This is a genomic window from Bacteroides fluxus YIT 12057, from assembly GCF_000195635.1.
Taxonomy (GTDB): domain Bacteria; phylum Bacteroidota; class Bacteroidia; order Bacteroidales; family Bacteroidaceae; genus Bacteroides; species Bacteroides fluxus.
The window spans coordinates 1-23,616 of record NZ_GL882693.1; the positions used below are offsets into that span (position 1 = coordinate 1).

Consider the following 23,616-nt stretch of genomic DNA (forward strand, 5'->3'; position numbering starts at 1 on the left):
TCCGGAATTTGTCAGCAAGAACTCCTGTTTTGAGATATTAGATAAAAAATAGATGCCCAATATCTATTGGATATCCGGGAAGCGTGGTACTAATTCTTTCATTACTACGCGAAGTAATAAATATAAATCACCTTTGGTTCCGCCTTCCCGGATTAGTTTGATTTTTTTCAGTGTGTGACATATAAGAATCTAACAAACATTAAACTATGCGTCGAATCCTATTTCTGATTTTATGTCTTTTCATTTTCTCCGGTTCTGCCTATGCCCAGCGCATGTCCGACGAGCAAGTGGTTGAATATGTGAAACAGGCACAGGCTGCCGGAAAATCTCAGAAGCAGATGACTGCCGAACTGCTGCGCCGCGGTGTGACCCGCGAGCAGGTGCTCCGCATCAAGGATACATATGAGAACCCGGGCGTCTCTGCTCCTGGTTCCGAGGCTCCCTCACAGATGCGCAAGCGTTCGGTTGCTGTAGGAGAATCCTACGAGGCTGCCGAACTTGATGACCAGAAAGCGGTTGTTGATGAGAGACTTGAAAGCCAGTCCGCCCCCGAGGCTGCCGGCATACGTATTTTCGGTCATAATCTGTTCCGGAACCGTAACCTCTCCTTTGAACCCAGTGTGAATCTGGCCACTCCGGCAAATTATCGTCTGGGTCCCGGTGACGAGGTGATCATAGACATTTGGGGAGCTTCCGAGAATACCATCCGCCAGACCATCAGTCCCGAAGGAAGCATCCAGGTGAAGGATCTCGGTCCCGTCTATCTGAACGGCATGACCGTTAAAGAAGCCAACGCTTATCTGCAACGGGAACTGTCCAAGATCTATTCCGGTATCGGAGGGGGGGATCCCAATTCACAGATTCGCCTGACCCTGGGCGATATACGTACCATCCAGATCCATATCATGGGTGAGGTCACGGTGCCGGGTACTTATACGCTTTCGGCCTTTTCCACGGTCTTCCATGCCCTGTACCGTGCCGGTGGTGTGAACAGCATCGGCAGCCTGCGTGACATCCGCCTGGTCCGTAACGGAAAGACGATAGAACACCTGGACGTCTATGAGTTCATCATGCAAGGCAGAATGAATGACGATGTGCGTCTGCAGGAGGGCGATGTGATTATCGTGAGTCCCTACCAGTCGCTGGTCGAGATTGTGGGCAAGGTGAAACGTCCCATGTATTATGAGATGAAGCCTGCCGAGACGGTCGCTTCATTATTGAAATATGCGGGTGACTTTACAGGAGATGCCTATAAGAAGGCGGTACGTATCATCCGCAAGAGCGGGCGCGAGCACCAGGTCTATAATGTGGACGAGATGGACTATTCCGTATTCCGTTTGGATGACGGTGACCTGGTGACGGTTGATGCGGTACTTGACCGTTTTGAGAACAAGGTTGAGGTCAGCGGTGCCGTCTATCGTCCGGGGCTTTATCAGTTAGACGGTGAGGTGAACACGGTGAAGCAGCTGATCAGGAAGGCTGAGGGACTTCGGGGGGATGCTTTCCTTGCCCGTGTCCTTCTGGACCGCGAGCGTGAAGATCTTACGCACGAAATGGTTGCTGTTGACCTGGAAGGTATCATGAACGGTACGGTTTCTGATATACCCCTTCAGAAAAACGACCATCTGTATATTCCCGGTATCCATGACCTGAAGGAGAGCGAGACGGTCTCCATCTATGGCGAGGTGCTCAATCCCGGCACTTTCCTGTATTCCGATAACCTGACGGTAGAGGATATGATTGTCCAGGCGGGAGGTCTTACCGAGGCTGCCGCCACTACCCGTGTGAGCGTGACGCGCCGTATCAAGGATCCCAAGAGTACTGCCTGCAGCAGCAAGCTTGCAGAGACATTCACCTTTGACATCAGGGACGGCCTTCTGACGGGTGCCGGTAGTTTCCGCCTGCAGCCTTTTGATGTGGTCCAGGTTCGTCGCAGTCCTGCCTATCAAGTTCAGCGCACGGTGACGGTTGCGGGTGAGGTGCTTTTCAGCGGCAGCTATTCGTTGCTGAAGAAGAACGAGCGTCTGAGTGACGTGATAGGCCGTGCAGGCGGGATTACTCCGGAGGCCTATGTAAAGGGCGGACGACTGATACGCAAGCGCAATGACGATGAGCGCCGCCGTGAGGCGGATGTGCTCCGCATGGCGCAGAGCGGTGAGGGTTCCGATAGCATTGCAGTGAACAAACTTGCCATCTCCGATACTTACACGGTAGGCATTGACATGGAAAAGGCTCTGTCACATCCGGGCAGTGATTATGACATTGTTTTGCGTGAGGGGGATATCATTTATATTCCCGAATACGTCAATACGGTGAAAATCAGCGGTTCGGTGATGTATCCCAATACAGTAACCTGGGAGAAAAGTGCCAAGTTGAAACATTATATCAATATGGCAGGCGGTTATGGCGAGAATGCGAAAAAGAAGAAGGCATACATCATTTATCTGAACGGTACGGTAGCCCGTGCGAAAAAGAGTGACAGTGATTTAATCCAGCCGGGTTGTGAGATTGTGGTTCCTACGAAGTCCGAGAGGAAGCGTCTCCAGCTTTCCGAGATTATGGGTATGAGCTCCATGACTGCGACTATTGCGGCGATGGTAGCTACTTTGGCTAATACTTTTAAATAAGAAACAAGTGGAAGATATAAAAAGAAAAGATGCCGGTATGAGTGATGAACAACAGAATAAACGTCCACAAGAAGAGGAGATTGATTTGCTTGAGCTTGCCCTTAAAGTTTGGGCAGAGCGCAGGTGGATATTGAAGTGTTGTGGCTATGCAGTGATTGTGGGTCTGGTGATTGCTTTCAGTATTCCTAAGGAATATACAACAAGTGTAATGATTGCTCCGGAAGCTTCTGATAATAAGGGAGGGAGCCTTTCCTCACTGGCAAGTTTGGCAGGCATTAGTCTGAATACATCTTCGGGGTCTGATGCGATTTATCCTGATTTATATCCTGATATTGTGAGTTCCACGCCTTTTGTGACAGGGCTGTTTGATGTCCCTGTCCGGGATATGGATGGGGAAATAAATACTACGCTTTATGACTACATGAATGAATACCAGCGTTCTGCTTGGTGGTCATATATCATATCTGCCCCTTTCAAGGCTTTAGGCTGGACAATTTCTCTGTTTAAGGAATCAGAAGCAGAGGGGGATAAATTAGATCCTTTTCAGTTGACAAAAGAGCAGACTGATATTGTGAAAGCATTGAGTGATCATATAGGTGTCTCGGTAGATAAGAAGACCGGGGTCACTACGATTTCTGTCACGATGCAGGATCCCCGTATTTCAGCATGTCTGACAGATACTGTTGTAAACAGGTTACAGTCTTATATTATTGATTATCGGACTAATAAAGCACGTAAGGATTTTCATTTTCAAGAAAAGCTTTTTGAGCGTAAGAAGAAGGAGTACGAACAAGCTCAGGAAAACTATGCTAGGTTTGCCGATGCCAACAAGAATATCATCCTCCAGAGTTACCGTGCCGAACAAGTGCGATTGGAGAATGAGATGAATCTTGCCTATCAAGTCTATACATCCGTTGCACAGCAGTTGCAGATAGCAGAGGCAAAGGTGCAGGAGATAACTCCGGTTTATACTATTGTTGAGCCTGCCACTATTCCTGTAAAGTCGTCAAAACCAAGCAAAGCCATAATATTGATAGGGATAATTTTCCTGACGGGGATGGGATGTATTGGTTGGGTCATTATAGGAAGGGATTTATTTTGTAGTATGAGGAAAAAGGAAATTCCGGATTGTTAAGATAGTATTCTGTCCATTGTATGCAAGGATCTTTGAGAGATAAGGCCGCTCGTGGAGTGGGGTGGAGTTTTATTGACAACATAGCAAATTCGGGCATAACCTTTTTGGTAGGGCTTGTCTTAGCGCGTTTATTGACACCGGAAGAGTATGGGATTATGGCTATGATTGCTATTTTTATAGCGGTGTCCGATTCGATTATAGATAGTGGCTTTTCCAATGCATTGATACGTAAGGTAGATATCGAACGCATTGATTACAATACTGTTTTCTATTTTAATCTTGCAGTCAGCATTTCACTCTATATTCTTCTGTTCTTTGCTTCTCCCGCCATCAGTGCTTTTTTCAGAGAGCCTGTTTTGGTTGATGTGATGAGGGTTATAGGTTTTGTGCTGATTGTAAATGCACTGGCTATTATTCCTCGTACGATATTTATTCGGAATATTAACTTTAAGACACAAACTAAAGTTTCTTTAATAGCTTCCATCAGCAGCGGTGTTGTTGGTATAGGGATGGCTCTATCCGGAATGGGAGTGTGGAGTTTGGTCGGGCAACAGCTGTCCCGTCAGTTATTGAATACAGTTTTCTTGTGGGGATATTGTAAATGGAAACCTATTTTTGAGTTTTCTGGCAAGAGTTTTAAGGAGATGTTTGGTTTTGGATCCAAACTGCTTGTCTCCGGTCTATTGGATACCATCTATAAAGATATCTATTATCTGGTCATAGGTCGTTTCTTTACTTCATTCGTATTGGGACAATATACCCGGGCCAAACAATTCAATACTATATTTTCCAGTAATTTGACTACTGTTGTTCAACGGGTCAGCTATCCTGTACTCAGTTCCATTCAAAATGAGCCGGAGCGTTTGCGCGAAGCTTACAGGAGGGTCATAAAATCAACAATGTTGGTGACGTTTGCATGTATGCTTGGATTGGCAGCGGTAGCAAAGCCGTTAATTATAATCTTAATAGGAGAGAAGTGGCTGCCTGCAGTCGGCTATTTGCAGATTATTTGCTTTTCAGGCATGCTTTATCCGCTTCATGCCATCAATCTGAATATCTTGAAAGTCAAAGGTCGTTCGGATTTATTCTTGAAACTGGAAATAATAAAGAAAATTCTTGCCATAGGTCCTATCGTATTAGGGATCTTTTTGGGGATAGAGTGTATGTTATGGGGTAGTGTACTTAATTCTTTTGTCGCTTATTTCCTGAACAGTTATTATTCAGCCGATTTGATAAACTATCCTACTGTGAAACAGATAAAGGACATATTGCCTACATTTTGTGTGTCTATGGCTGTGGCTGCGGTCATGTGGGGATTGTCTTTTTTCAGATTGTCTGTTTACCTGCTTCTTCCTTTGCAATTACTGTTAGGAGTTTCTCTTGCTTATCTGGTTTATGAAAGAACTGCTTTTCCGGAATATCTTGAATTAAGGCAAGTGGCTCTTTCTTTTTTAAAGCGGAAATCATAAACTTAAATAAAAATGGAAAATAAAGTTATTACAGTAACTTCTCCGTTACTCCCTTCCTTAGAAGATTTTATACCTTATTTGAAGGATATATGGAATCGTAAGTGGTTGACCAATAATGGATATTATCATAAAGAATTGGAGAAAGCCTTGTGCGAGTATCTGAAAGTACCTTATGTCAGTCTTTTTACAAACGGTACGTTGCCTTTGATGTGTGCATTGCAAGCGTTGCGCATTACCGGTGAAGTAATTACTACTCCTTATAGTTTTGTGGCTACTACCCATTCTTTGTGGTGGAACGGCATCAAGCCTGTGTTTGTGGATATCAACCCTGTTACTTGTAATATTGATCCGGATAAAATAGAGGCTGCCATTACTCCAAAAACTACGGCTATAATGCCTGTCCATGTTTATGGTAAGCCTTGCGATACTGTACGTATTCAGGAAATAGCTGACAAATATGGATTGAAAGTAATTTATGATGCTGCCCATGCTTTCGGAGTAGAAGTGAACGGTAAGTCTATTTTGGAGGCTGGTGATATGTCCACTTTAAGTTTTCACGCTACAAAGGTTTATAATACCATTGAAGGTGGTGCTTTGATATGCAAAGATGAAAAAACGAAAAGGCGTATTGATTATTTGAAGAATTTTGGTTTTGCAGATGAAACTACGATTGTGGCTCCCGGCATAAATGGCAAGATGGATGAAGTGCGTAGTGCCTATGGTTTACTGAATCTGAAGCAGGTGGATGCTGTCATTGAATCTCGCCATCGGACAGCTGTAAAATACCGTGAAGCATTACGTGGTGTGGAGGGAATCAGTTTTATGGAAGATATGCCTGGCGTACGTCATAACTATTCTTATTTTCCTATTTTTATTGATGCAGAAAAATATGGAATGACACGTGATGAACTCTATTTCAAGATGAAAAGACAGAATGTGTTGGGACGTCGTTATTTCTATCCTTTGATCAGCGAATTTTCTGCTTATCGCGGACTGGAATCTGCTCAACCCGAAAATTTACCGGTTGCCTCTAAAGTAGCCGATAGTGTGATTTGCTTGCCGATGTATCATAATCTGAATGATTCAGATATCCAAGCGGTTTTGGATATTATAATTTGTCGATAGGTTAGAACCAATGAAAAAAATATTAATTCTTGGGGGAACCCATTTTCAAATTCCAGCAATAAAATATGCTAAGTCACAAGGATATCATGTAATTACCTGTGATTATTTACCGGACAATCCAGGGCATAAATTGGCAGATGAATATTACAACATAAGTACGACTGATAAGAATGCAGTATTGGCTTTGGCAAGGAGTCTATCTGTTGATGGAATATTATGTTTTGCTTCCGATCCGGCGGCTCCTACCGCAGCTTATGTTTCGGAAGTTTTAGGATTACCAGGGAATACTTTTGATAATATCTGTCGTTTTGGAGAGAAGCATCTATGGAGACAGTTTCTTAGAGAAAACGGTTTTAATGTACCCAAGGCTATTCCTTACCAAAGGGCCGAAGATATTGATGTTACAGATTGGCGTTTTCCCGTGATGGTTAAGCCTGTAGATTCTTCCGGAAGCAAGGGAATTACGAAAGTAACTTCGGCATTAGACTTAGAAAGCGCATTTGATTATGCCTTGTCGTATTCTCGATTAAAAATTGTTCTCATAGAAGAATTTATAGAACGTGTAGGCTCTCAGATCGGAGGGGATGGGTTTTATGGTAAGGATAAACTAGAATTTATTTGTTATGGGGAACAGGTTGTTGATGAGAAAATAAATGGTTATGTTCCTTGTGGAATGAAGTTTCCGGCTTTGTTGTCTTCGTCTCTTGAACAACGTATAACGCATGATATTGAACGTGCCATTGGATTATCAGGTCTACACGATTTGTCGTTTAATCTGGAAGTAATGATAGATGAGGCTGAGAATATTTATTTGATGGAAATAGGTCCACGTAATGGTGGTAATTGTATTCCGGAAGTTATACAGTACTATACAAATGTAAATTTGGTAGCTATTGCTGTAGAAGCAGCTTTGGGAAACAGCATGCCTGTGTGTCCGTCAAATAATACAAAATGTTATGCTTATTATGCGTTACACGCTTCGAAAGAGGGTATTTACAGAGGATATGAATTAGAGAAAACCTTTAGGCTTAATATAAAGAATTCATATATTTTTCTTAAAAATGGGGATAAAATAGGAGCTTTTCTTGGCTCCAATCAAACCATTGGAATATTGTTGTTAGAGTTTGATTCCAGAAAGGAAATGGATACCTTTTTTGATTCTCCCGAAAGGTATGTAAGCTTATATATAGAGTAATGAAAGAAATAGGTGGTTATCTGGAGCTAGAACTTGAAGATAGAGGGGACTTTCTTCATTCTGACGGCATATGCTTGAATAGTGGAAGGAATGCTTTAGAGTATATCTTAATTTCTTGTAGTGGGATTTCAAAAATATGGATTCCTTATTTTACTTGTGAAGTTATATTGGAGCCTATTAGAAAGTTGAATATTCCATATTCTTTTTATCCAATAAATGAACGGCTAGAAATTGAGGAATTATTGCAGTTGGGTGAAAGTGAATATCTGTTGTACACAAACTATTATGGAATCAAGGATCAGTATATCAGTTATTTGTCAAAATTATATGGACAAAAGTTGATAGTAGATAATGCGCAGGCTTTGTATGCTGTTAGAATGGAGAATATCAAGACTTTTTATAGTCCGCGAAAGTTCGTTGGAATTCCTGACGGCGGAATAGCATATACGAATAATATGGTCGAAATACCTAATTATGCGCAGGATGTTTCTTATGGTCGATGTATGCATTTATTGAAAAGATTGGAGATGGAGGCTATTGAGGGGTATAATGATTTCAGAATCAATAGTGGTAAATTGATAGGCCAACCTATTAGTGTGATGTCATTATTGTCTAGAAAAATACTTTCTTCCATTGATTTTTTAGCTATTCGGAAAAAAAGGATACAGAATTTTGAAAAGCTTCATGAAGCGCTGATGAATAGGAATTTATTGGATATGAGCGATTTTGGCTTTTTTGAATGTCCTATGATTTATCCTTATTATGTGGATGATAAAACGTTACGCAAGAAATTGATAGATAACAGAATATATGTGGCTACATATTGGCCGAATGTTTTGAAATGGTGTTCGGAAGATAAGTTGGAATATGAATTGACTAATAATATAATAGCATTACCTATAGACCAAAGATATGGGAGTGAGGAAATGGATTATATAATAAAACTTTTAGTTTGATGGGAAATAGTGTTTTTTTGAGAGGATTTGAGATGGAAGATGCCCCGCTTATCAATAGGTGGAGGAATAATCCAGAAATTCAAAAGTTAGTTTCAACTTCTTTCAAGTATGTTTCACTAGATATAGAAAAAGAGTGGGTGAAATCCAAGATAATGGATAACCGAAAGGATATTTATCTAGCTATTTGCTTGAATGATGATAGCCGAAGAATGGTGGGATATGTATCTGTTAACAATATAAATTATCTCAACCGTACAGCCGTGGGTGGGGGTATAGTAATAGACCCTCTTTATCAAGATGGTATCATTAGGTATGAGGTAGGAATGCTTATCCGAGAATTGGTATTCAATCATCTTAATATCAACCGATACGAAGGTAAATGTTTATCAGAACATATCGCTTCAAGAGTAATCATGGAAGCTAGTGGATATAAATTGGAAGGAATATATCGTGAAGCCATCTATAAGGATGGGAAGTATCATGATCAGTGTGTATATTCTCTTTTGAGGGCAGACTATGAGGAATGGATGGAGCGTGGCGATTATTCATTTTCCGTATTTGTCAAGAAGGTGAGACATTTAAGGAATAGCTATGCTGCGAGTAGGCTGTAAAACGATATTATTCTTTTTTGTCTTGTTGGAATGTACATTTTCCAGTGCAGCTTCTGATAATGGCAATCATTCATCTCTTGAGGCTCAGATAGAGGTCGTTTTCAACAAGATGAAAATGACAGGTTTGGGAATTGCGGTTGTCAAAGGAGATTCTATTGTTTATGTTCATTCTTGGGGCTATAAAGAAGTACCAACAGCAAACAATCAAGGAATGTTTTTGAAGAATGATGACTTATTTCGTATTGCTTCTGTATCAAAAACCTTTGTGGCTACCGCCATATTGCAACTTGTAGAAGAAGGTGTTTTGAACTTGGATGATGATGTTCAGAATTTTCTCAAATTCCCTTTGCGAAATCCTTCCTATAAAGATAAGCCTATAACCGTAAGGATGTTGCTTACTCACACATCAAGCATTAACGATTCACAACGTTGGTGGTCGCTTGACATAATCAATCCTATTACTTCTGACAATTATGCTAAGTGCTTTTCTGAAACCCAACCTGGTGTGGAGTACAAGTATTGTAATTATAATTATTTGCTACTCGGTGCAGTGATAGAGGGGGCTACTGGAAATAGATTTGATGCTGAGATTGATAGCAGAATAATGAAGCCGCTTGGTATTCAAGGTGGTTTTAATTGCAATTTGTTGGATTCAACCAAGTTTGTTAGGCTCTATCGTTATAATAAGGAATCGGGCGCTTTTAGAGAGGACGATGAAGCCTATCGTCCTTATAGATATCAAATCCAGACTCATTACACATTAGGTAAATCTACAGGGTTGGTTTATCCTAGTTCTGGCATGAAAATAACTACTACAGATTTGGCCAAGTATATGATGATGCACATGAAAGGTGGCACTCTCAAGAAAACTACCATACTGTCATTAAGAAGTGAAATGATGATGCGTGAGAATTATGTAGGAAAGAACAATTACGGTTTTGCATTTCGACAGTATCGTGGTTTAGTTCCCAATACAACATTGTACGGACAGACTGGGGGGGGATTTGGACTGAAAAGTGCAATGATATTCGATCCGAAGCATCAAATGGGCTTTGTCATTATATGCAGCGGTAGTTCATCAGAATATATTGATGGGTATAACGATATACATAAGCCGTTAATCAAACTACTATACAATCATTTTTCTAAGAATGACTGAATCCCTGTACGAAAGTAAAGTAGCTATTACAAAGCCAAGATTTGACATCTTTGTGTTGGCTTTTGCCGTGCTGTTGCTGATGTTCAAGTCTCAACGTATTCTGTGGGTAAGACCAATACCTGAGATTATTATCGTTGTTTTTGCCCTAACTGTTTTTTTGTTTCACCTAAGATTGTATGTAAATTATTTTAAATATACATGTGCTGGTGTATTTCATAGTATGGCTTTGCTTCTTTTCTTGTTCGCATATGAAACTTTGTGCGTATCTGACTTGAATCCGATAGCTATCCTAGCTTCTGTATCAACGCTGTTTTGCACCGAAATACTGATACTTACTCCTACTCAGTTCAAAAGGCAGATACTAAACTTTGTCATAAAGGTGATTCAGTTTTGTGTAGGTATTTCATTGGTTGGTTGGATATTGTTCTTGTTGAAGTTTCCATTGCCTCATTATACGGATGCTTCAGACCCATATTATTATCACACTATCTATTATTTATTCAATCTGAATGGCGATCCGGATCTACAACTTGTACCCCGTTTTGCCGGATTTTTTTTAGAACCAGGACATCTGGGTACGATGTGTGTGTTCTTGCTTTGTATAAACCGTTTTCGTTTGCGTGAATTGGGAAATAAAATATTGCTGGTAGGGGTGTTGTTCTCTTTGTCGCTTGCGGCGTATGGCTTGTTGGTCGGGGCAGTGATAATATATTTCATCCAAATGAGAAAAACTATTTGGATTATTGTATTTGGAAGTCTTTTTACTACAGTTGGTATAATATCTTATTTTTACAACAATGGAGATAATGTACTTTATCAGATGATTTTCCATCGTATAGAATTTGAAGATGGTGAGATGGTGGGTAATAATAGAACATCCATGTACTTCGATGCGGAATTTGATAAGTATCTATCTAGTAGTAAGGTGTGGACGGGTATGGGAAGGGATGCATTCGGCAGTGAGAAAAATGCCAATCAAAACATTACAATTGGATGTGCTGGTTACAAACGATATTTCTTTATCCGAGGGGTGTTGGGTACAGTGTTGTTACTGCTGTTTCTGGTGGCTTATTATTGGAATTATCGCTCTATTTGGGCTTTGGGCTTCTTGATAGTATTCATAGTAGGTAACTTAATCCGTGATTATCCTTTGAAACCAATATGGCTCTACCTTTTTATATTGAGTTTACCCATTTTGAAATTAGAAAATAAATAAATTATGTCGGCTTTACATATAGGTTTTGACCATAACTTTATAGAACATTCAAGGCGTGTGTTTGAAGAGTATTATCCCAACACGAATACTTTCGTAATCCTAAAGAAAACAGGCGCATTGAGAATAATCAAACATCCAGAGAATTTTGTCATTTTGAATCTTTATGATGAACGAAACTTTGAGAAACTTTGGAGGTTATGCGTAGACAATGATGTTGATAAGATAGTGCTTCATGGGTGTTCGATTAAGTTTGCAGCAATTTTGAAATTCCTCCAGACGAAAAGAAAGTTTACTGTGTACTGGCTGTTTTGGGGATATGAACTTTATCAGACGTTGGGGTATGAAAAGAACTATAAATTATTGGATGAACCTTTTTCGCCTTTAAAAATATCTTCTTATTATGTACCTAATGCATGTAGTAAACTCATTCGTAAGTTGTGTGGACGTTATTTGCCGTCAGTAGTGATGGAAATGCTTCCTCGTATCGATTATTTCTGTTTTTGGTTTAAGGATGATTATGATTTGTTGAAGAAATACTTTGATGTTCCTATAAAGTATAAGTTTTTTGCTTACTCAGCCAGCAAGAGAGGAGAAGTACCACCTTATCTTTTTGACTTGAAAGATAGGCAGACTGCAACAATCATGGTAAATCATCAGGCTTCAGCTTTCGGTAATCATAAAACTGTATTTCGTAGGCTTAAGGAGCTTAATTGTACCAAACAATACGATGTGATGGTACCATTATCTTATGGCAGTAGTTGGGTGAAGCGGGGTATCGTTAAGATGGGCGACAAGTTGTTTGGAAATTCATTTTTTCCGATAACTACTTATTTACCGAAGGAAGAGTATTTCAGATTACTTGAAAAGGTGGATGTTGCCATCTTCGGACAGCGACGTCAAGAGGCATCAGGTAATATTATCCAACTATTGAGAAATGGCGTGAAAGTCTTTTTGCGAAATGATAATACGTTGCTCAATTACTACAGAACAAGGGGCTATATAATCTTTTCATTCGAAGATGATTTGATAGATGAGTATTCATTGCGGTCTTTGTCTATTTTAGAAAAAGAACACAATAGGCAGTGTTATTTGGATACTCGGCTCTACTATGATGATTTTATGCCCACATTTTTTGATTGACATAATGAAGAATTTAGTAATAATCGGTGCTGGTGGTATGGGACGTACCATTTTTGACGTAGCTCGTGATAGTATAGGTTATGGCATAGAGTACACCATCAAGGGATTCATAGATGATAACTTATCTGCACTGGATGGTTTTGAGGATTATCCTCCTATGTTGGGGACAATATCCCATTATTTGCCCGAAGTGGATGATGTCTTTACATTCTCTATTGGTGGCGAATCAAGAAGGGCTTGTGTTGAGTGCTTGATGGAGCGGAATGCCAAGTTTATCAATATCGTTCACTGTACGGCTCGAATAGGATCAAATGTTCGTATGGGCGAAGGTAATGTGATAGGTGCCTTTACCTCTTTGGGAGCTGATTGTAGCGTAGGTAGTTACAACATGATTCAATCGTACACAGTGATAGGGCATGATGCTAAGATTGGTGATTTTAACAGAATAGATACTCATGTTACTTGTGTCGGAGGAATTCAAATAGGAAATGAGACAACAATTCACACTTCTGCGGTCATTAATCATAAAGTGATAGTCGAAGATAATGCCCATGTGGGTGCATGTAGTTTTGTTATTAGAAGAGTTAAAGCTGGTACAACTGTATTCGGCAATCCCGCTAAGAAATTAGTTTAAATATATATAGTTATGGAAATCAAAGATTTTATTGAAAATTTTGCAGAACAGTTTGATGATACAGCTGTTGAAATGTTAAGTGCTGAAACCAAATTTAGAGAATTGGATGAATGGTCTTCATTGATTGCTTTGTCAGTCATTGCAATGGTGGATGAGGTTTATGGGATAACCATAAATGGTGAGGATATTCGTAGTTCTCAAACAATTAGTGATTTGTTTAACAGAATAGCGGATAGGAAATAGATGTATAATCCTTTCTCTTTGAGAAGCAAGACAATACTTGTAACAGGTGCTTCATCTGGTATTGGACGAGCTACTGCTATAGAGTGTTCAAGATTGGGAGCTACGTTGGTTTTGACAGGTCGAAATGAGGAAGCCTTACAGGAAACCAAGGAACAATTGGCAGATTTAGGCAATGGTCATTCTATTCTTGTTGCTGATTTGACGAATGAAGAAGCTTGTGAAGATTTGGTTTCTCGGCTTCCTTTGTTGGACGGGTTTGTCAGTAATGCCGGAATAGGAAAGATGCTTCCTTTACAATTTTATTCTTTGGAGGCATTAGATGAGGTCTTTCGGATAAACTGTTTTTCTCCAATGCTTTTATTAAAATTGTTAGTGAAGAGAAAGAGGCTTGAAAATCATTCTTCTGTGGTGTTTACCGCTTCAATATCCGGTTACAATAATGTTGCTCCGGCCAATGGCATTTATGGAGCTTCTAAAAGCGCATTGAGTGCTTATATGAAATATGCGGCTTTAGAGTTGGCGGGAAAGGGGATTCGATGTAATGCTGTACATCCAGGAAGAATAAACACCCCTTTGATATCCAATCGGATGTTGACAGAAGAAGATGTATCCAAAGATGTAGAACAATATCCTTTGAAACGTTACGGAGAACCAAGCGAGGTGGCTCATGCCATCATCTATTTGTTGTCGGATGCCGCATCATGGGTTACCGGAACTAATCTGGTAATCGATGGTGGGCGTAGCCTGAAATGATTGATATGGAAAGATTTTTAGAGAATAAGGTATGTATCATTACCGGTGCAGCACAAGGCATCGGCAAATCGATAGCCGAACGCTTTGCTTCGGACGGTGCCTTGGTTTATGCCTGTGACCGTGCAGAGGGAGCTATGGATGAATGGGCGGAAGTCTGTTCGGAGAAATACGGTACACGCGTGTGTCCTTTGTATTTTGACGTGACCGATGCTGTGGCTGTAAAATCCGCCTTTATGTCTGTATTCAAGCAGGAAGGACGGATTGATGTATTGGTGAACAATGCGGGTGTTGTGTTCAACAAGAAAATCGGCATGATACTTCGTCCGGAGACCGAGCTTATGTTTAGGGTGAATGTCATAGCTGTGATAGAAATGGTACAGCTGGTTTCCCGGCTGATGGCCAGGGGACATGGCGGCTCCATTGTGAATATAGCTTCGGTGACAGCCGTACTTGGCTCTCCCGGTCAGTCTGCCTATTCGGCAACCAAGGGGGCGATCATGGCTTTCACCAAGTCTGCGGCCAAGGAACTGGCATCTCAAGGAATCCGTGTGAATGCGGTGGCTCCGGGTATTGTAAAAACAGAGCGTTTTTCCGAACTTTACGAAGAAAGCGGTGAGAAAATAGACAACCGTATCCAGAGAATCGCATTGGGCCGTTTGGGGACTCCCTTGGACGTGGCCAATGCTTGTGCCTTTCTGGCATCAGACCGTTCATCCTATATATCGGGACAGATATTGGGGGTTGACGGTTGCGCTTCCATTTAAGATAAAAATAAGATGATATTAAGTTTGAACGAGCGACCACAAGAGGCGGTTGCTGTAATAGATGCTTCAGGGACTATCTTGAAGTACGGGGAGTTGTCGGCATTTTCGGAGAAAATCGGTGCTTTACTTCCCCGGCGTTCCCTGTTGTTCTTGTTGACAGAAAATAATGTTGGTGGGATAGCATGGAGTATCGGTAGCATTAATTCCGGTAATGTCCCCTTGATATTGAACGCTCATATTGAGGAAGGGCTTTTTCATAATTTGTTTGAGATTTACCGTCCTCCTTATGTGTGTGTACCATCATCGATGGCGGACACACTGCAATATGAACCTGTGTATGAGTATTATGGCTATACTTTACTGTGTACCGGAATGGAATCATGTAGGGTACATGATGACTTGTCCCATCTGCTGCCGACTTCCGGCTCTACGGGAAGTCCCAAATTGGTTCGTCATAAATATGAGAATATAGAGGCGGCAGCTCTGAATATCTCCACTTTCTTTGGACTGACCTCCGCTGACCGTCCATTGCTGGTGCTGCCATTGTATTATACAATGGGGCTGTCCGTAGTATTTAGCCACCTATATGTGGGTGCCACTATATTGATAACCCACCAAAGCATGACAGACAAGGCTTTCTGGAGTTTCATGAAGGAGCAGCGGGCCACCAGTTTTACAGGAGTGCCCTACAGTTTTGAAATTTTGAATCTGATGCGTTTCTTTCGTATGGATTTACCTGATTTGACTTTGCTTACTCAGGGTGGCGGTAAGATGCCTCGCCAACTGAATCTGAAGTTTGCTGAATATTGTCGTGACACCGGCAAACGCTGGATAGCTACTTACGGCCAGTCTGAAGGTACTGCCCGCATGGCCTATCTTCCTGCTGAATATGCAATATCCAAATGCGGGAGCATAGGCCGGGCAGTTCCCAATGCGGAACTGTCCTTGATAGATAGTGACGGAAATGTGATAGAAGGTTCTCACACGGAAGGTGAAATGTGCTATCGTGGCAGGAATGTGACAATGGGATATGCCCGCAGTCGGGAAGATTTGTTACTGGGCGATGAACGTAATGGCTTTATGCGTACCGGTGACTTGGCTTACAGGGATGAGGACGGCTGTTATTACATTGTGGGGCGTATGGGACGTTTTTTGAAGCTGTTTGGTATGCGTATCGGTCTGGATGAGTGCGAGCAGATAATCAAAGGGAAATATCCGATAGAGTGTGCTTGTGTGGGTACAGACGATAAGATGACCGTCTATTTGACCGATGAAAAATATGCGGTGGCTGTAAAGGAGATACTGGTTGAAAAGACCAAACTGGTAGCCTCGGCTTTTGGGGTAAAAGTGATTGCTGACATACCTAAGAATGAGGCGGGAAAAATATTGTATAGTAAGTTGAATTCATAAAAAAGATAGGAACGATGACAAATATTGAAAAGTATAATGACGCTTTTGTAGAAGTGTTTGGGGTGGATAGTGCAGTGTTGAACGATAGTTTTTCAAAAGACAGCGTGGAATCCTGGGATTCTGTTCACCAACTGAATATAATCGCATTGCTGGAAGAGTCCTTTGACGTAATGTTTGACCCAGAGGATATCATGGAGTTTACTTCCTATGGAAAGGGACGTGAGATATTGAAAAAATACGAAGTTGAACTTTAAGGGTCAAGGTAATGGCAAGATGGGAAATTAAGAATGTCGGCATGAAGGGAGTGGCTATGACCGTTCCGGAGAATGTGGTAAAAACTTCCGAACTGGGACTTCTTTCCCAAGAGGAAGCTGATGTATTCGACAATACAGTCGGTATAAAAGAAAGGCATATTGCTCCGGACACAATGTGCGCTTCGGATATGTGCCAGGCTGCTGCCGAGAAACTGCTTGAAGAGCTGGGGTGGGAGAAGGACAGTATTGATGTATTGCTGTTTGAGTCTGTTACGGGTGATTATCGTACTCCTCCTACTTCTTGCATATTGCAAGACAGGCTTGGGTTGTCGGAAAATTGTTTCTGTATGGATATTCCAATGGGGTGTTGTGGGTGTATGTATGCCATAACGGTTGCCGGTAACCTGTTGACGGCAGGTAATGTAAAACGTGCCTTGTTGCTTGTAGGTGATACGGCTTTGCGGATGGGATCCATGAAAGACAAAAGCCGTGTACCTTTGTTCGGTGACTGCGGTACAGCCATAGCTTTGGAATATGATGAGACTGCCAATGATATTGTAGTTGATTTTCATACCTACGGTAAGGGATATGAAGCTTTGATGACCCCTCACGGTGGTTTCCGCCATCTGGCTACACCAGCTTCCTTTGAATATGAAGATTTTGGCAACGGCATTGTGCGTGCTCCCATCCATACATTGATAAATGGAATGAATGTCTTTTCGTTCGCCATATCCCGTCCTCCTAAATCCGTCGAAGCCTTTTTAGATAATTATAAAATCAATCGTGAAGCGGATATAGACTATTTCTTGATTCATCAGGCGAACAAGATGATTGTGGATCGTATTGTGAAGAAATTGAAGTTGCCCAAAGAGAAGGTTCCTTATAACCTGGAGGAGTTTGGAAACTTGGGTGGAGCTTCTATTCCTTCATTAATGGTGAGCCGCTTGCGTGAACGGCTGATGCAGGAAGAGACTACCTTGTTGATGTCCTCTTTCGGGCTTGGATTAAGCTGGGGGACAATGTGGATGAAGACGAAACCTATGGTTGTGCCTGATATAATTTGGTTATAGTATGAATATTTTGATTGTTGGTGGTGGACTCCAAGCATTATCTGTAGCACGTTCTTTAAAAAAAGAAAGATATAGTGTCATTGCATTGTTGCATAGAGGAGATATTTCGACAAAGTCAAAATATATAGATAAACTTTATACTATTGATATAACTCCAACACACAAAAAGGAGTATTTGTTTTTTGTGCATCGTGTTTTGCAAGTACATGCTATTTCTGTAATTATTCCTTTAAGTGATGTAACTGCTGAGTTTTTAAGTATAAATAAAGTGGAATTAGAACATGAATACCATCTTAAGTGCGCAATCCCTAACTATGATATTTTTCAAAAGGCAAATGATAAATGGCAACTTTTAGCTTTATGTAAGGAAAATTTCATTCCTCATCCTCAAACACAGTTGTTGACCTCAAGTAACTTACAGGAAGCGGCAGATGCCATAGGATTTCCAGCTTTGATAAAACCTAATATTTCAGTGGGAGCAAGAGGCATTACGATGGTCTGTTCTTTGTCTGATTTGCAAGACAAGTATGATGGAATATTAAGAAAATACGGTGAATGTACTCTACAGGAATACATTGACACTTCTGGTGCACCTTATTATAATGTGATGATGTACAGAGATGAAAAAGGGAATATAGTCAACACTGTAATAATAGAGATTATCAGATATTATCCAATAAAAGGAGGAAGTAGTTCTTTTTGCAGGACTATAGAGTCGAAAGAGTTATCTGAAATTTGTAAGAAGACATTGGAAGTTTTGAATTGGATAGGTTTCGCGGATTTTGATATTTTGCAAACTAAAGATGGGGATTTCAAGATTATAGAGATTAATCCTCGTGTTCCTGCTTCTATTCGTGCAGCAGAAGTTTCGGGTATTAATTTCCCGGCTTTGATAGTCAATGATATTTTGGGTATAAAAATCTCCCCTTATACTTATGTTCCTAATAAGCAATTGCGATATTTAGGACTTGATATTATGTGGTTTATATCATCAAACAGACGTTTTTCTTGTATTCCTTCTTGGTTCATCTTTTTTTCCCGAAATTTATACTATCAAGAAAGTGGGGCAATCTTTTTTTCTCTCTTTTCTGGTTTGAAAAAGATATGTTCTTCTTCTTTTCGTAAATCAAAAGCAGGTATATAATATGGAAATCATTCCTTATACTCCCGATTTATATGAACAGCTTATATTGTTTCTTGTTGAGAGTTTTCCTAATAGGGACAAAAGGTATTTTGATTGGTGGTTAAAGCAATATTCGTGTGAAAAAAATCTTTTGAACCGTACTTTTCTAGTAGAAGATAAAGGTAAGATAATAGCTTGTACTACTGCTAATTGGAATGAGATAAAGATACATGGTAAAAAGCAAGATTTTTATTGGGAAGGTAATACCATTGTTTTGAAAACTTATCGCGGTAAGGGAGTGGGGCGAATGATTTATGAACAAATGGGGAGGTTTTCGGATAGATGTGTAGTTGGTCTTACTGATGCCGCATACAATATACAGCCTAAGATTATTCCTTGTTTTCGGCCTATTAATCCGGTTTATGTGTATTTATCTGTAAACCGTTTCCTCTTAAACAGTTTGTATAGGAGGTGTTTACACTACAGACGAGGAATAGAGGATGTGTTTTATCCACTGAAAATGGCGGTAAGAGGCATGATGTTTTATCGAATAGATAAATTGGAACAAATGTCTTTTACTTCTGACGGCTTCTGGCAAAATGATGATATTGAAATAATACGTGATAAATCATTCTTTGAAAAGCGCTTTTTTAATATTTATAAAAAGTATGTTGTTTACGAAGGTTATTTGTGTGGAAATTTAGTTTGCTACTTTGTTGTACGTGTGGCACACTATAAAGGATTTGATGTAATCTCATTAGTTGACTTTCGATATAGAAAAGAGGACTATGTAAATAGCATACACAAAGCTGTTTCTGAAATTGCTAAAATGAACCGTATTGGCTTTTATTTAACATTGTCTTCATTGAAAAGAAAAGTGCTTGATTTTTTCCCTATTATATTGCGAACAAGTAAAAAATTGTACGGTGGCACTACTATTCCACATATAAATAAAGAGTGCTCTTTGTTGATTACATCTGCAGATTCAGATTTGGATTTTGTATATTATTTATGAAAATATTGACTTTTGATACCGAGGAGTGGTATATTGAAAAACATTTTAAAGGGGGGAGAAAAGAAAAATATCGGCAGTATGACGAATTGCTGGATTGGATTTTGAATACTCTCGAAAAGAATAATACCAAAGCGACCTTTTTTTGTGTAGGACAATTGGCAGTTGAGTTTCCTGATGTATTAAAAAAAATAGCGAATGCAGGACATGAAATAGGAAGCCATTCAAATAAGCATTTGTGGGTAAATAAAATGACTCGACAAGAATTTGCCGAAGACACACGTATTGCAATAGGAGAGATAGAAAATCTTATAGGGAGAAAAGTAAAAAGTTTCCGTGCCCCTGCATTTTCCATAGGGAAAAACAACGACTGGGCTTTTGATGTATTGGCGGAAAACGGTATAGAATATGATTGCTCTGTATTTCCTGCCAATCGCGATTTTGGGGGATTTCCTCATTTTACCTCATCGGTGCCTGCGTTAATAAAGAAAGGAGTATATACAATAAAGGAATTTCCTATTTGTCCTGCTACGCTAGTGGGTAAGAGTGTAACTTTTTCAGGAGGAGGATATTTTAGACTTATTCCATTATGGTTACAGAAAAACTTTATTGGACGTATGGATTATGTGATGTTTTATTTTCATATTAATGATTTGATAGAGCAAAATTCAAAGTTTATGACTAAGGCAGAATTTGAGGAATACTTTAAAGAAACTGGAACATTAAAAAATCGTATAATCCGTTATGCTAAGGCAAATATAGGTAAGGGAGAGGCTTTGAATAAATTAGAAGTTCTGTTGCAAACTTATGTTTTCTGCAATGTAGGGCAGGCAGCAAAGGAAATAAATTGGAGTAAACAACCGTTAATAGAATTATAGGCTTATGTATAAAAGAGGATTAAAGCGTGGGTTAGACTTTGTAATTGTTTTTATAACTCTGTTGGTTATCTGGCCCATATTACTTCTTCTAATCATTTTCCTCCATTTCACCAATAAGGGTGCCGGTGTCTTCTTTACCCAGGATCGCCCCGGAAAAAATGCCAGAATATTCAAAGCCATAAAGTTTAAGACAATGACAGATGAGCGGGATTCTGAAGGAAACTTGTTGCCGGATGCTGATCGCCTGACAAAGGTTGGGAAAATAGTCCGTTCTCTTTCTATAGATGAATTACCACAATTAATTAATGTATTAAAGGGGGATATGGCATTGGTTGGCCCCCGTCCTTTACTGCCTAAGTATCTTCCTTTATATTCGGAAGAACAGTTCCGTCGCCATGAAGTCCGTCCGGGAATTACAGGGTGGGCACAGGTAAACGGACGGAATGATATCAGTTGGAAACGTAAGTTTGAACTGGATGTGTGGTACGTGGATCATGTCTCTTTTTGGTTGGATGTGAAAATTGTTTTACTGACCATAAAGAAGGTCTTCGTTAGAGAAGGGATCAATAAGGAAGGTAATGCTACCACTGAGGCTTTCAACGGCCATAACTGAAATGAACATTCATCAGATTGTCAATACTGTTTTCACCTCCAATACTTATATATTATCTGTTGAGGGGAAAGATGGACTTGTATTGATAGACATTGGAGATATTACCCCTATAAAGCAGTTTGTTCAAGAAAAAGGCGGAACGGTACAAGCCTTGTTTCTGACTCATACTCATTACGACCATATTTATGGTATAAAAGATTTATTACGATCGTATCCTAATTGCATGGTTTACACTTCCTCTTTCGGCAAAGAGGCTCTAGGTTCGGATAAACTTAATTTTTCCCGTTATCACAATGATCCTGTAATATGGGTGGGAGATAATGTGACGGTTTTACATGAGAATGATAAAGTGGAAATATTTCCGGGAATTTTCGTGGAAGTGTTTGAAACTCCCGGACATGATAAAAGTTGTCTTACTTATAAGGTTGAGAACAATGTTTTCTCGGGTGATTCATATATCCCGGGTGTTAAAGTCATTGCCTCATTCCCTAACAGCGATAGGGAAGATGCACGGATTTCGAAAGAACGTATCATGGAATTAATAAAGGATTGCAGTCTGTATCCCGGTCATGGAAACATTTATGAGCAAATTCTCCCGATATCTGGAAAGGATTTATAAGCTTCTTTCCTTTCTTTTTATTCCCCACTATGTGAGGAATCCGAAGTCTGATCATTAAATAATCACATATATATTTATGGATAAAACCATTTATCTCTGCCTTGCCCACATGAGCGAGGAGGGTATTGAACAGAAATATGTAAAAGAAGCCTTCGATACGAATTGGGTGGTTCCTCTCGGTCCTAACGTGAATGCCTTTGAAGAGGATTTGAAACGTTTTGTAGGTGAAGGCAAGGAAGTGGTGGCACTTTCGGCTGGTACGGCGGCAGTACATTTGGCTCTGCTGGCTTGCGGAGTGGGACAGGGTGACGAAGTGATTGTACAAAGCTTCACATTCTGTGCGTCTTCACATCCGATCACTTATCTGGGTGCCGTTCCGGTATTTGTGGATTCCGAGAAAGAAACCTGGAACATGTCTCCGGATTTGTTGGAAGAAGCCATCAAGGACCGCATTGCCAAGACAGGCAAGAAGCCGAAAGCTATTGTTCCTGTAGCATTGTACGGCATGCCCTATGACTGTACACGTATCATGGAGATCGCCGACAGGTATGCCATTCCGGTGGTGGAAGATGCTGCCGAAGGTTTTGGCTCTCGTTTTAAGGGACAGGTGCTGGGTACGTTCGGTAAGTTTGGAGTGCTGAGTTTTAACGGTAACAAGATGATTACTACCAGTGGCGGAGGTGCGTTGATTTGCAATGATACCGAAAGCAAGAATCAAATCATGTGGTATGCCACGCAGGCTCGTGAGGCTTATCCTTATTACCAGCACGAGACGATAGGGTATAACTATCGCATGAGTAATATCTGTGCAGGTATTGGCCGTGGTCAGATGACCGTTGCCGATAAGCATATTGCACATCACCGGCATGTACAGGCTCTTTATAGGAAACTGCTCAAGGATGTGGAAGGTGTATTACTCCATGAAGCGCCTTCGGCTGATTATGATTCCAACTTCTGGCTCTGTACAATTACCCTGGATCCTTTACTTCGCGTCAAAGGGCAGGAAAATGCCTATAAGGATGTTGTCAAGACTGCCGTAGGCGGTGCTGCAGGTGTGATTCATGCCGTAGATTGTGCAACAACGGACTGCCAGCCCAACGAGAATGTGGAAGCTTTGCGTGCTTTTATGCTTGACAAGAAAATAGAGGCACGCCCGGTTTGGAAACCTATGCACAAGCAACCTGTCTATAAGGATGCTCCGGCTTATATCAATGGGGTATCCGAAGCCATTTTTAAAATCGGCATGTGTCTTCCTGCCGGTCCATGGGTGACCGATGAAGATGTGCACTATATTGTAGAGTGCATAAAAGAGGCTATAGTAAGATAACGGGTGATTGGACAAATCCGAAAAAGCCCTACCTGCCGAATCTATAGACGGCGGTGCTGCCGGACAGTTTGTTAAGGCCGACAATAAGGAAAGCAAGGAGGGGGCAATCCTATACTTGCACATTCAAAAAGACAAGGGAGAAGTAACATTCTATGTAAGTGCCAAGATCTCGTTACTGAAGATTTTGTATGCTTTGACACGTCGGGATTCCGGAAATACTGGAGAAAGTGCAAAAGGCATTGAAAAGCGCCGCACAATCTGTTGAAAAAGGAGTGAAAGAAGC

The 23,616-nt window shown here is 40.6% G+C and carries 24 protein-coding genes; all 24 read left to right on the forward strand.

Annotated features, from left to right (window positions below):
• The first annotated feature begins 206 nt into the window (after window positions 1-206).
• The 24 genes from HMPREF9446_RS16380 (at window position 207) to HMPREF9446_RS16495 (ending at window position 23,598) form a co-directional block, all read left to right on the forward strand.
• Window positions 207-2,627, forward strand: a complete 2,421-nt coding sequence (locus HMPREF9446_RS16380; RefSeq protein WP_009126872.1) for an SLBB domain-containing protein — start codon at window positions 207-209, stop codon at window positions 2,625-2,627.
• Between the two features lie 37 nt (window positions 2,628-2,664).
• Entirely contained in the window at window positions 2,665-3,762 is a 1,098-nt protein-coding gene (locus HMPREF9446_RS16385) for a Wzz/FepE/Etk N-terminal domain-containing protein (protein ID WP_039969880.1), read from the forward strand.
• 20 nt (window positions 3,763-3,782) lie between these two features.
• A complete protein-coding gene (locus HMPREF9446_RS16390; protein ID WP_009126874.1) occupies window positions 3,783-5,231 on the forward strand; it encodes a lipopolysaccharide biosynthesis protein in 1,449 nt (482 codons plus the stop codon).
• 12 nt (window positions 5,232-5,243) lie between these two features.
• Window positions 5,244-6,356 carry a DegT/DnrJ/EryC1/StrS family aminotransferase gene (locus tag HMPREF9446_RS16395; protein WP_009126875.1) on the forward strand — a complete coding sequence of 371 codons (1,113 nt, stop codon included), beginning with the start codon at window positions 5,244-5,246 and terminating at the stop codon, window positions 6,354-6,356.
• Between the two features lie 10 nt (window positions 6,357-6,366).
• Entirely contained in the window at window positions 6,367-7,551 is a 1,185-nt protein-coding gene (locus HMPREF9446_RS16400) for an ATP-grasp domain-containing protein (RefSeq protein ID WP_009126876.1), read from the forward strand.
• Window positions 7,551-8,507, forward strand: coding sequence for a PLP-dependent aminotransferase family protein (locus HMPREF9446_RS16405; RefSeq protein WP_009126877.1), 957 nt, complete (start codon window positions 7,551-7,553; stop codon window positions 8,505-8,507). Before HMPREF9446_RS16400 ends, HMPREF9446_RS16405 begins: the two co-directional genes overlap by 1 nt.
• Entirely contained in the window at window positions 8,507-9,118 is a 612-nt protein-coding gene (locus HMPREF9446_RS16410) for a GNAT family N-acetyltransferase (protein WP_009126878.1), read from the forward strand. Before HMPREF9446_RS16405 ends, HMPREF9446_RS16410 begins: the two co-directional genes overlap by 1 nt.
• The gene (locus HMPREF9446_RS16415; RefSeq protein ID WP_009126879.1) at window positions 9,099-10,277 is read left to right on the forward strand and encodes a serine hydrolase domain-containing protein; all 1,179 of its coding nucleotides are present in this window, start codon (window positions 9,099-9,101) and stop codon (window positions 10,275-10,277) included. The genes HMPREF9446_RS16410 and HMPREF9446_RS16415 overlap by 20 nt, the downstream gene beginning before the upstream one ends.
• The gene (locus HMPREF9446_RS16420) at window positions 10,270-11,493 is read left to right on the forward strand and encodes a hypothetical protein (RefSeq protein WP_009126880.1); all 1,224 of its coding nucleotides are present in this window, start codon (window positions 10,270-10,272) and stop codon (window positions 11,491-11,493) included. Before HMPREF9446_RS16415 ends, HMPREF9446_RS16420 begins: the two co-directional genes overlap by 8 nt.
• 3 nt (window positions 11,494-11,496) lie before the next feature.
• Complete coding sequence (locus HMPREF9446_RS16425) at window positions 11,497-12,633, forward strand: hypothetical protein (RefSeq protein WP_009126881.1); 1,137 nt, start codon at window positions 11,497-11,499, stop codon at window positions 12,631-12,633.
• A 4-nt stretch (window positions 12,634-12,637) separates the two neighbouring features.
• The gene (locus HMPREF9446_RS16430; protein WP_039969882.1) at window positions 12,638-13,267 is read left to right on the forward strand and encodes an acetyltransferase; all 630 of its coding nucleotides are present in this window, start codon (window positions 12,638-12,640) and stop codon (window positions 13,265-13,267) included.
• A 12-nt stretch (window positions 13,268-13,279) separates the two neighbouring features.
• Window positions 13,280-13,510, forward strand: coding sequence for a phosphopantetheine-binding protein (locus HMPREF9446_RS16435; protein WP_009126883.1), 231 nt, complete (start codon window positions 13,280-13,282; stop codon window positions 13,508-13,510).
• Complete coding sequence (locus tag HMPREF9446_RS16440; RefSeq protein WP_009126884.1) at window positions 13,511-14,263, forward strand: SDR family NAD(P)-dependent oxidoreductase; 753 nt, start codon at window positions 13,511-13,513, stop codon at window positions 14,261-14,263. It abuts the gene before it with no gap.
• 5 nt (window positions 14,264-14,268) lie between these two features.
• Window positions 14,269-15,027, forward strand: a complete 759-nt coding sequence (locus HMPREF9446_RS16445; protein ID WP_039969883.1) for an SDR family NAD(P)-dependent oxidoreductase — start codon at window positions 14,269-14,271, stop codon at window positions 15,025-15,027.
• A gap of 12 nt (window positions 15,028-15,039) precedes the next feature.
• The gene (locus tag HMPREF9446_RS16450; protein ID WP_009126886.1) at window positions 15,040-16,437 is read left to right on the forward strand and encodes an AMP-binding protein; all 1,398 of its coding nucleotides are present in this window, start codon (window positions 15,040-15,042) and stop codon (window positions 16,435-16,437) included.
• Between the two features lie 14 nt (window positions 16,438-16,451).
• Window positions 16,452-16,691, forward strand: coding sequence for an acyl carrier protein (locus HMPREF9446_RS16455; RefSeq protein WP_009126887.1), 240 nt, complete (start codon window positions 16,452-16,454; stop codon window positions 16,689-16,691).
• An 11-nt stretch (window positions 16,692-16,702) separates the two neighbouring features.
• On the forward strand, window positions 16,703-17,761 hold the full coding sequence (locus HMPREF9446_RS16460) for a ketoacyl-ACP synthase III (protein WP_009126888.1): 1,059 nt from the start codon (window positions 16,703-16,705) through the stop codon (window positions 17,759-17,761).
• Window position 17,762: 1 nt separating this feature from the next.
• Window positions 17,763-18,905, forward strand: a complete 1,143-nt coding sequence (locus HMPREF9446_RS16465) for a carboxylate--amine ligase (RefSeq protein ID WP_009126889.1) — start codon at window positions 17,763-17,765, stop codon at window positions 18,903-18,905.
• A 1-nt stretch (window position 18,906) separates the two neighbouring features.
• Window positions 18,907-19,899 carry a GNAT family N-acetyltransferase gene (locus tag HMPREF9446_RS16470; protein WP_009126890.1) on the forward strand — a complete coding sequence of 331 codons (993 nt, stop codon included), beginning with the start codon at window positions 18,907-18,909 and terminating at the stop codon, window positions 19,897-19,899.
• Window positions 19,896-20,774 (forward strand): polysaccharide deacetylase family protein, encoded by an 879-nt coding sequence (locus tag HMPREF9446_RS16475; RefSeq protein WP_009126891.1) that lies wholly within the window; start codon window positions 19,896-19,898, stop codon window positions 20,772-20,774. The genes HMPREF9446_RS16470 and HMPREF9446_RS16475 overlap by 4 nt, the downstream gene beginning before the upstream one ends.
• A gap of 4 nt (window positions 20,775-20,778) precedes the next feature.
• Window positions 20,779-21,387, forward strand: a complete 609-nt coding sequence (locus HMPREF9446_RS16480; protein ID WP_009126892.1) for a sugar transferase — start codon at window positions 20,779-20,781, stop codon at window positions 21,385-21,387.
• Between the two features lies 1 nt (window position 21,388).
• On the forward strand, window positions 21,389-22,006 hold the full coding sequence (locus HMPREF9446_RS16485) for an MBL fold metallo-hydrolase (RefSeq protein ID WP_009126893.1): 618 nt from the start codon (window positions 21,389-21,391) through the stop codon (window positions 22,004-22,006).
• A 76-nt stretch (window positions 22,007-22,082) separates the two neighbouring features.
• A complete protein-coding gene (locus tag HMPREF9446_RS16490) occupies window positions 22,083-23,333 on the forward strand; it encodes a DegT/DnrJ/EryC1/StrS family aminotransferase (protein ID WP_009126894.1) in 1,251 nt (416 codons plus the stop codon).
• Between the two features lie 7 nt (window positions 23,334-23,340).
• Complete coding sequence (locus HMPREF9446_RS16495) at window positions 23,341-23,598, forward strand: hypothetical protein (RefSeq protein WP_009126895.1); 258 nt, start codon at window positions 23,341-23,343, stop codon at window positions 23,596-23,598.
• Window positions 23,599-23,616: the final 18 nt, after the last annotated feature.

Bases quoted from the DNA above. Each gene is read 5' to 3' on its own strand.
- HMPREF9446_RS16380 (WP_009126872.1), top strand. From the start codon at position 207: ATGCGTCGAATCCTATTTCTGATTTTATGTCTTTTCATTTTCTCCGGT.
- HMPREF9446_RS16385 (WP_039969880.1), top strand. From the start codon at position 2,665: ATGAGTGATGAACAACAGAATAAACGTCCACAAGAAGAGGAGATTGAT.
- HMPREF9446_RS16390 (WP_009126874.1), top strand. From the start codon at position 3,783: ATGCAAGGATCTTTGAGAGATAAGGCCGCTCGTGGAGTGGGGTGGAGT.
- HMPREF9446_RS16395 (WP_009126875.1), top strand. From the start codon at position 5,244: ATGGAAAATAAAGTTATTACAGTAACTTCTCCGTTACTCCCTTCCTTA.
- HMPREF9446_RS16400 (WP_009126876.1), top strand. From the start codon at position 6,367: ATGAAAAAAATATTAATTCTTGGGGGAACCCATTTTCAAATTCCAGCA.
- HMPREF9446_RS16405 (WP_009126877.1), top strand. From the start codon at position 7,551: ATGAAAGAAATAGGTGGTTATCTGGAGCTAGAACTTGAAGATAGAGGG.
- HMPREF9446_RS16410 (WP_009126878.1), top strand. From the start codon at position 8,507: ATGGGAAATAGTGTTTTTTTGAGAGGATTTGAGATGGAAGATGCCCCG.
- HMPREF9446_RS16415 (WP_009126879.1), top strand. From the start codon at position 9,099: ATGCTGCGAGTAGGCTGTAAAACGATATTATTCTTTTTTGTCTTGTTG.
- HMPREF9446_RS16420 (WP_009126880.1), top strand. From the start codon at position 10,270: ATGACTGAATCCCTGTACGAAAGTAAAGTAGCTATTACAAAGCCAAGA.
- HMPREF9446_RS16425 (WP_009126881.1), top strand. From the start codon at position 11,497: ATGTCGGCTTTACATATAGGTTTTGACCATAACTTTATAGAACATTCA.
- HMPREF9446_RS16430 (WP_039969882.1), top strand. From the start codon at position 12,638: ATGAAGAATTTAGTAATAATCGGTGCTGGTGGTATGGGACGTACCATT.
- HMPREF9446_RS16435 (WP_009126883.1), top strand. From the start codon at position 13,280: ATGGAAATCAAAGATTTTATTGAAAATTTTGCAGAACAGTTTGATGAT.
- HMPREF9446_RS16440 (WP_009126884.1), top strand. From the start codon at position 13,511: ATGTATAATCCTTTCTCTTTGAGAAGCAAGACAATACTTGTAACAGGT.
- HMPREF9446_RS16445 (WP_039969883.1), top strand. From the start codon at position 14,269: ATGGAAAGATTTTTAGAGAATAAGGTATGTATCATTACCGGTGCAGCA.
- HMPREF9446_RS16450 (WP_009126886.1), top strand. From the start codon at position 15,040: ATGATATTAAGTTTGAACGAGCGACCACAAGAGGCGGTTGCTGTAATA.
- HMPREF9446_RS16455 (WP_009126887.1), top strand. From the start codon at position 16,452: ATGACAAATATTGAAAAGTATAATGACGCTTTTGTAGAAGTGTTTGGG.
- HMPREF9446_RS16460 (WP_009126888.1), top strand. From the start codon at position 16,703: ATGGCAAGATGGGAAATTAAGAATGTCGGCATGAAGGGAGTGGCTATG.
- HMPREF9446_RS16465 (WP_009126889.1), top strand. From the start codon at position 17,763: ATGAATATTTTGATTGTTGGTGGTGGACTCCAAGCATTATCTGTAGCA.
- HMPREF9446_RS16470 (WP_009126890.1), top strand. From the start codon at position 18,907: ATGGAAATCATTCCTTATACTCCCGATTTATATGAACAGCTTATATTG.
- HMPREF9446_RS16475 (WP_009126891.1), top strand. From the start codon at position 19,896: ATGAAAATATTGACTTTTGATACCGAGGAGTGGTATATTGAAAAACAT.
- HMPREF9446_RS16480 (WP_009126892.1), top strand. From the start codon at position 20,779: ATGTATAAAAGAGGATTAAAGCGTGGGTTAGACTTTGTAATTGTTTTT.
- HMPREF9446_RS16485 (WP_009126893.1), top strand. From the start codon at position 21,389: ATGAACATTCATCAGATTGTCAATACTGTTTTCACCTCCAATACTTAT.
- HMPREF9446_RS16490 (WP_009126894.1), top strand. From the start codon at position 22,083: ATGGATAAAACCATTTATCTCTGCCTTGCCCACATGAGCGAGGAGGGT.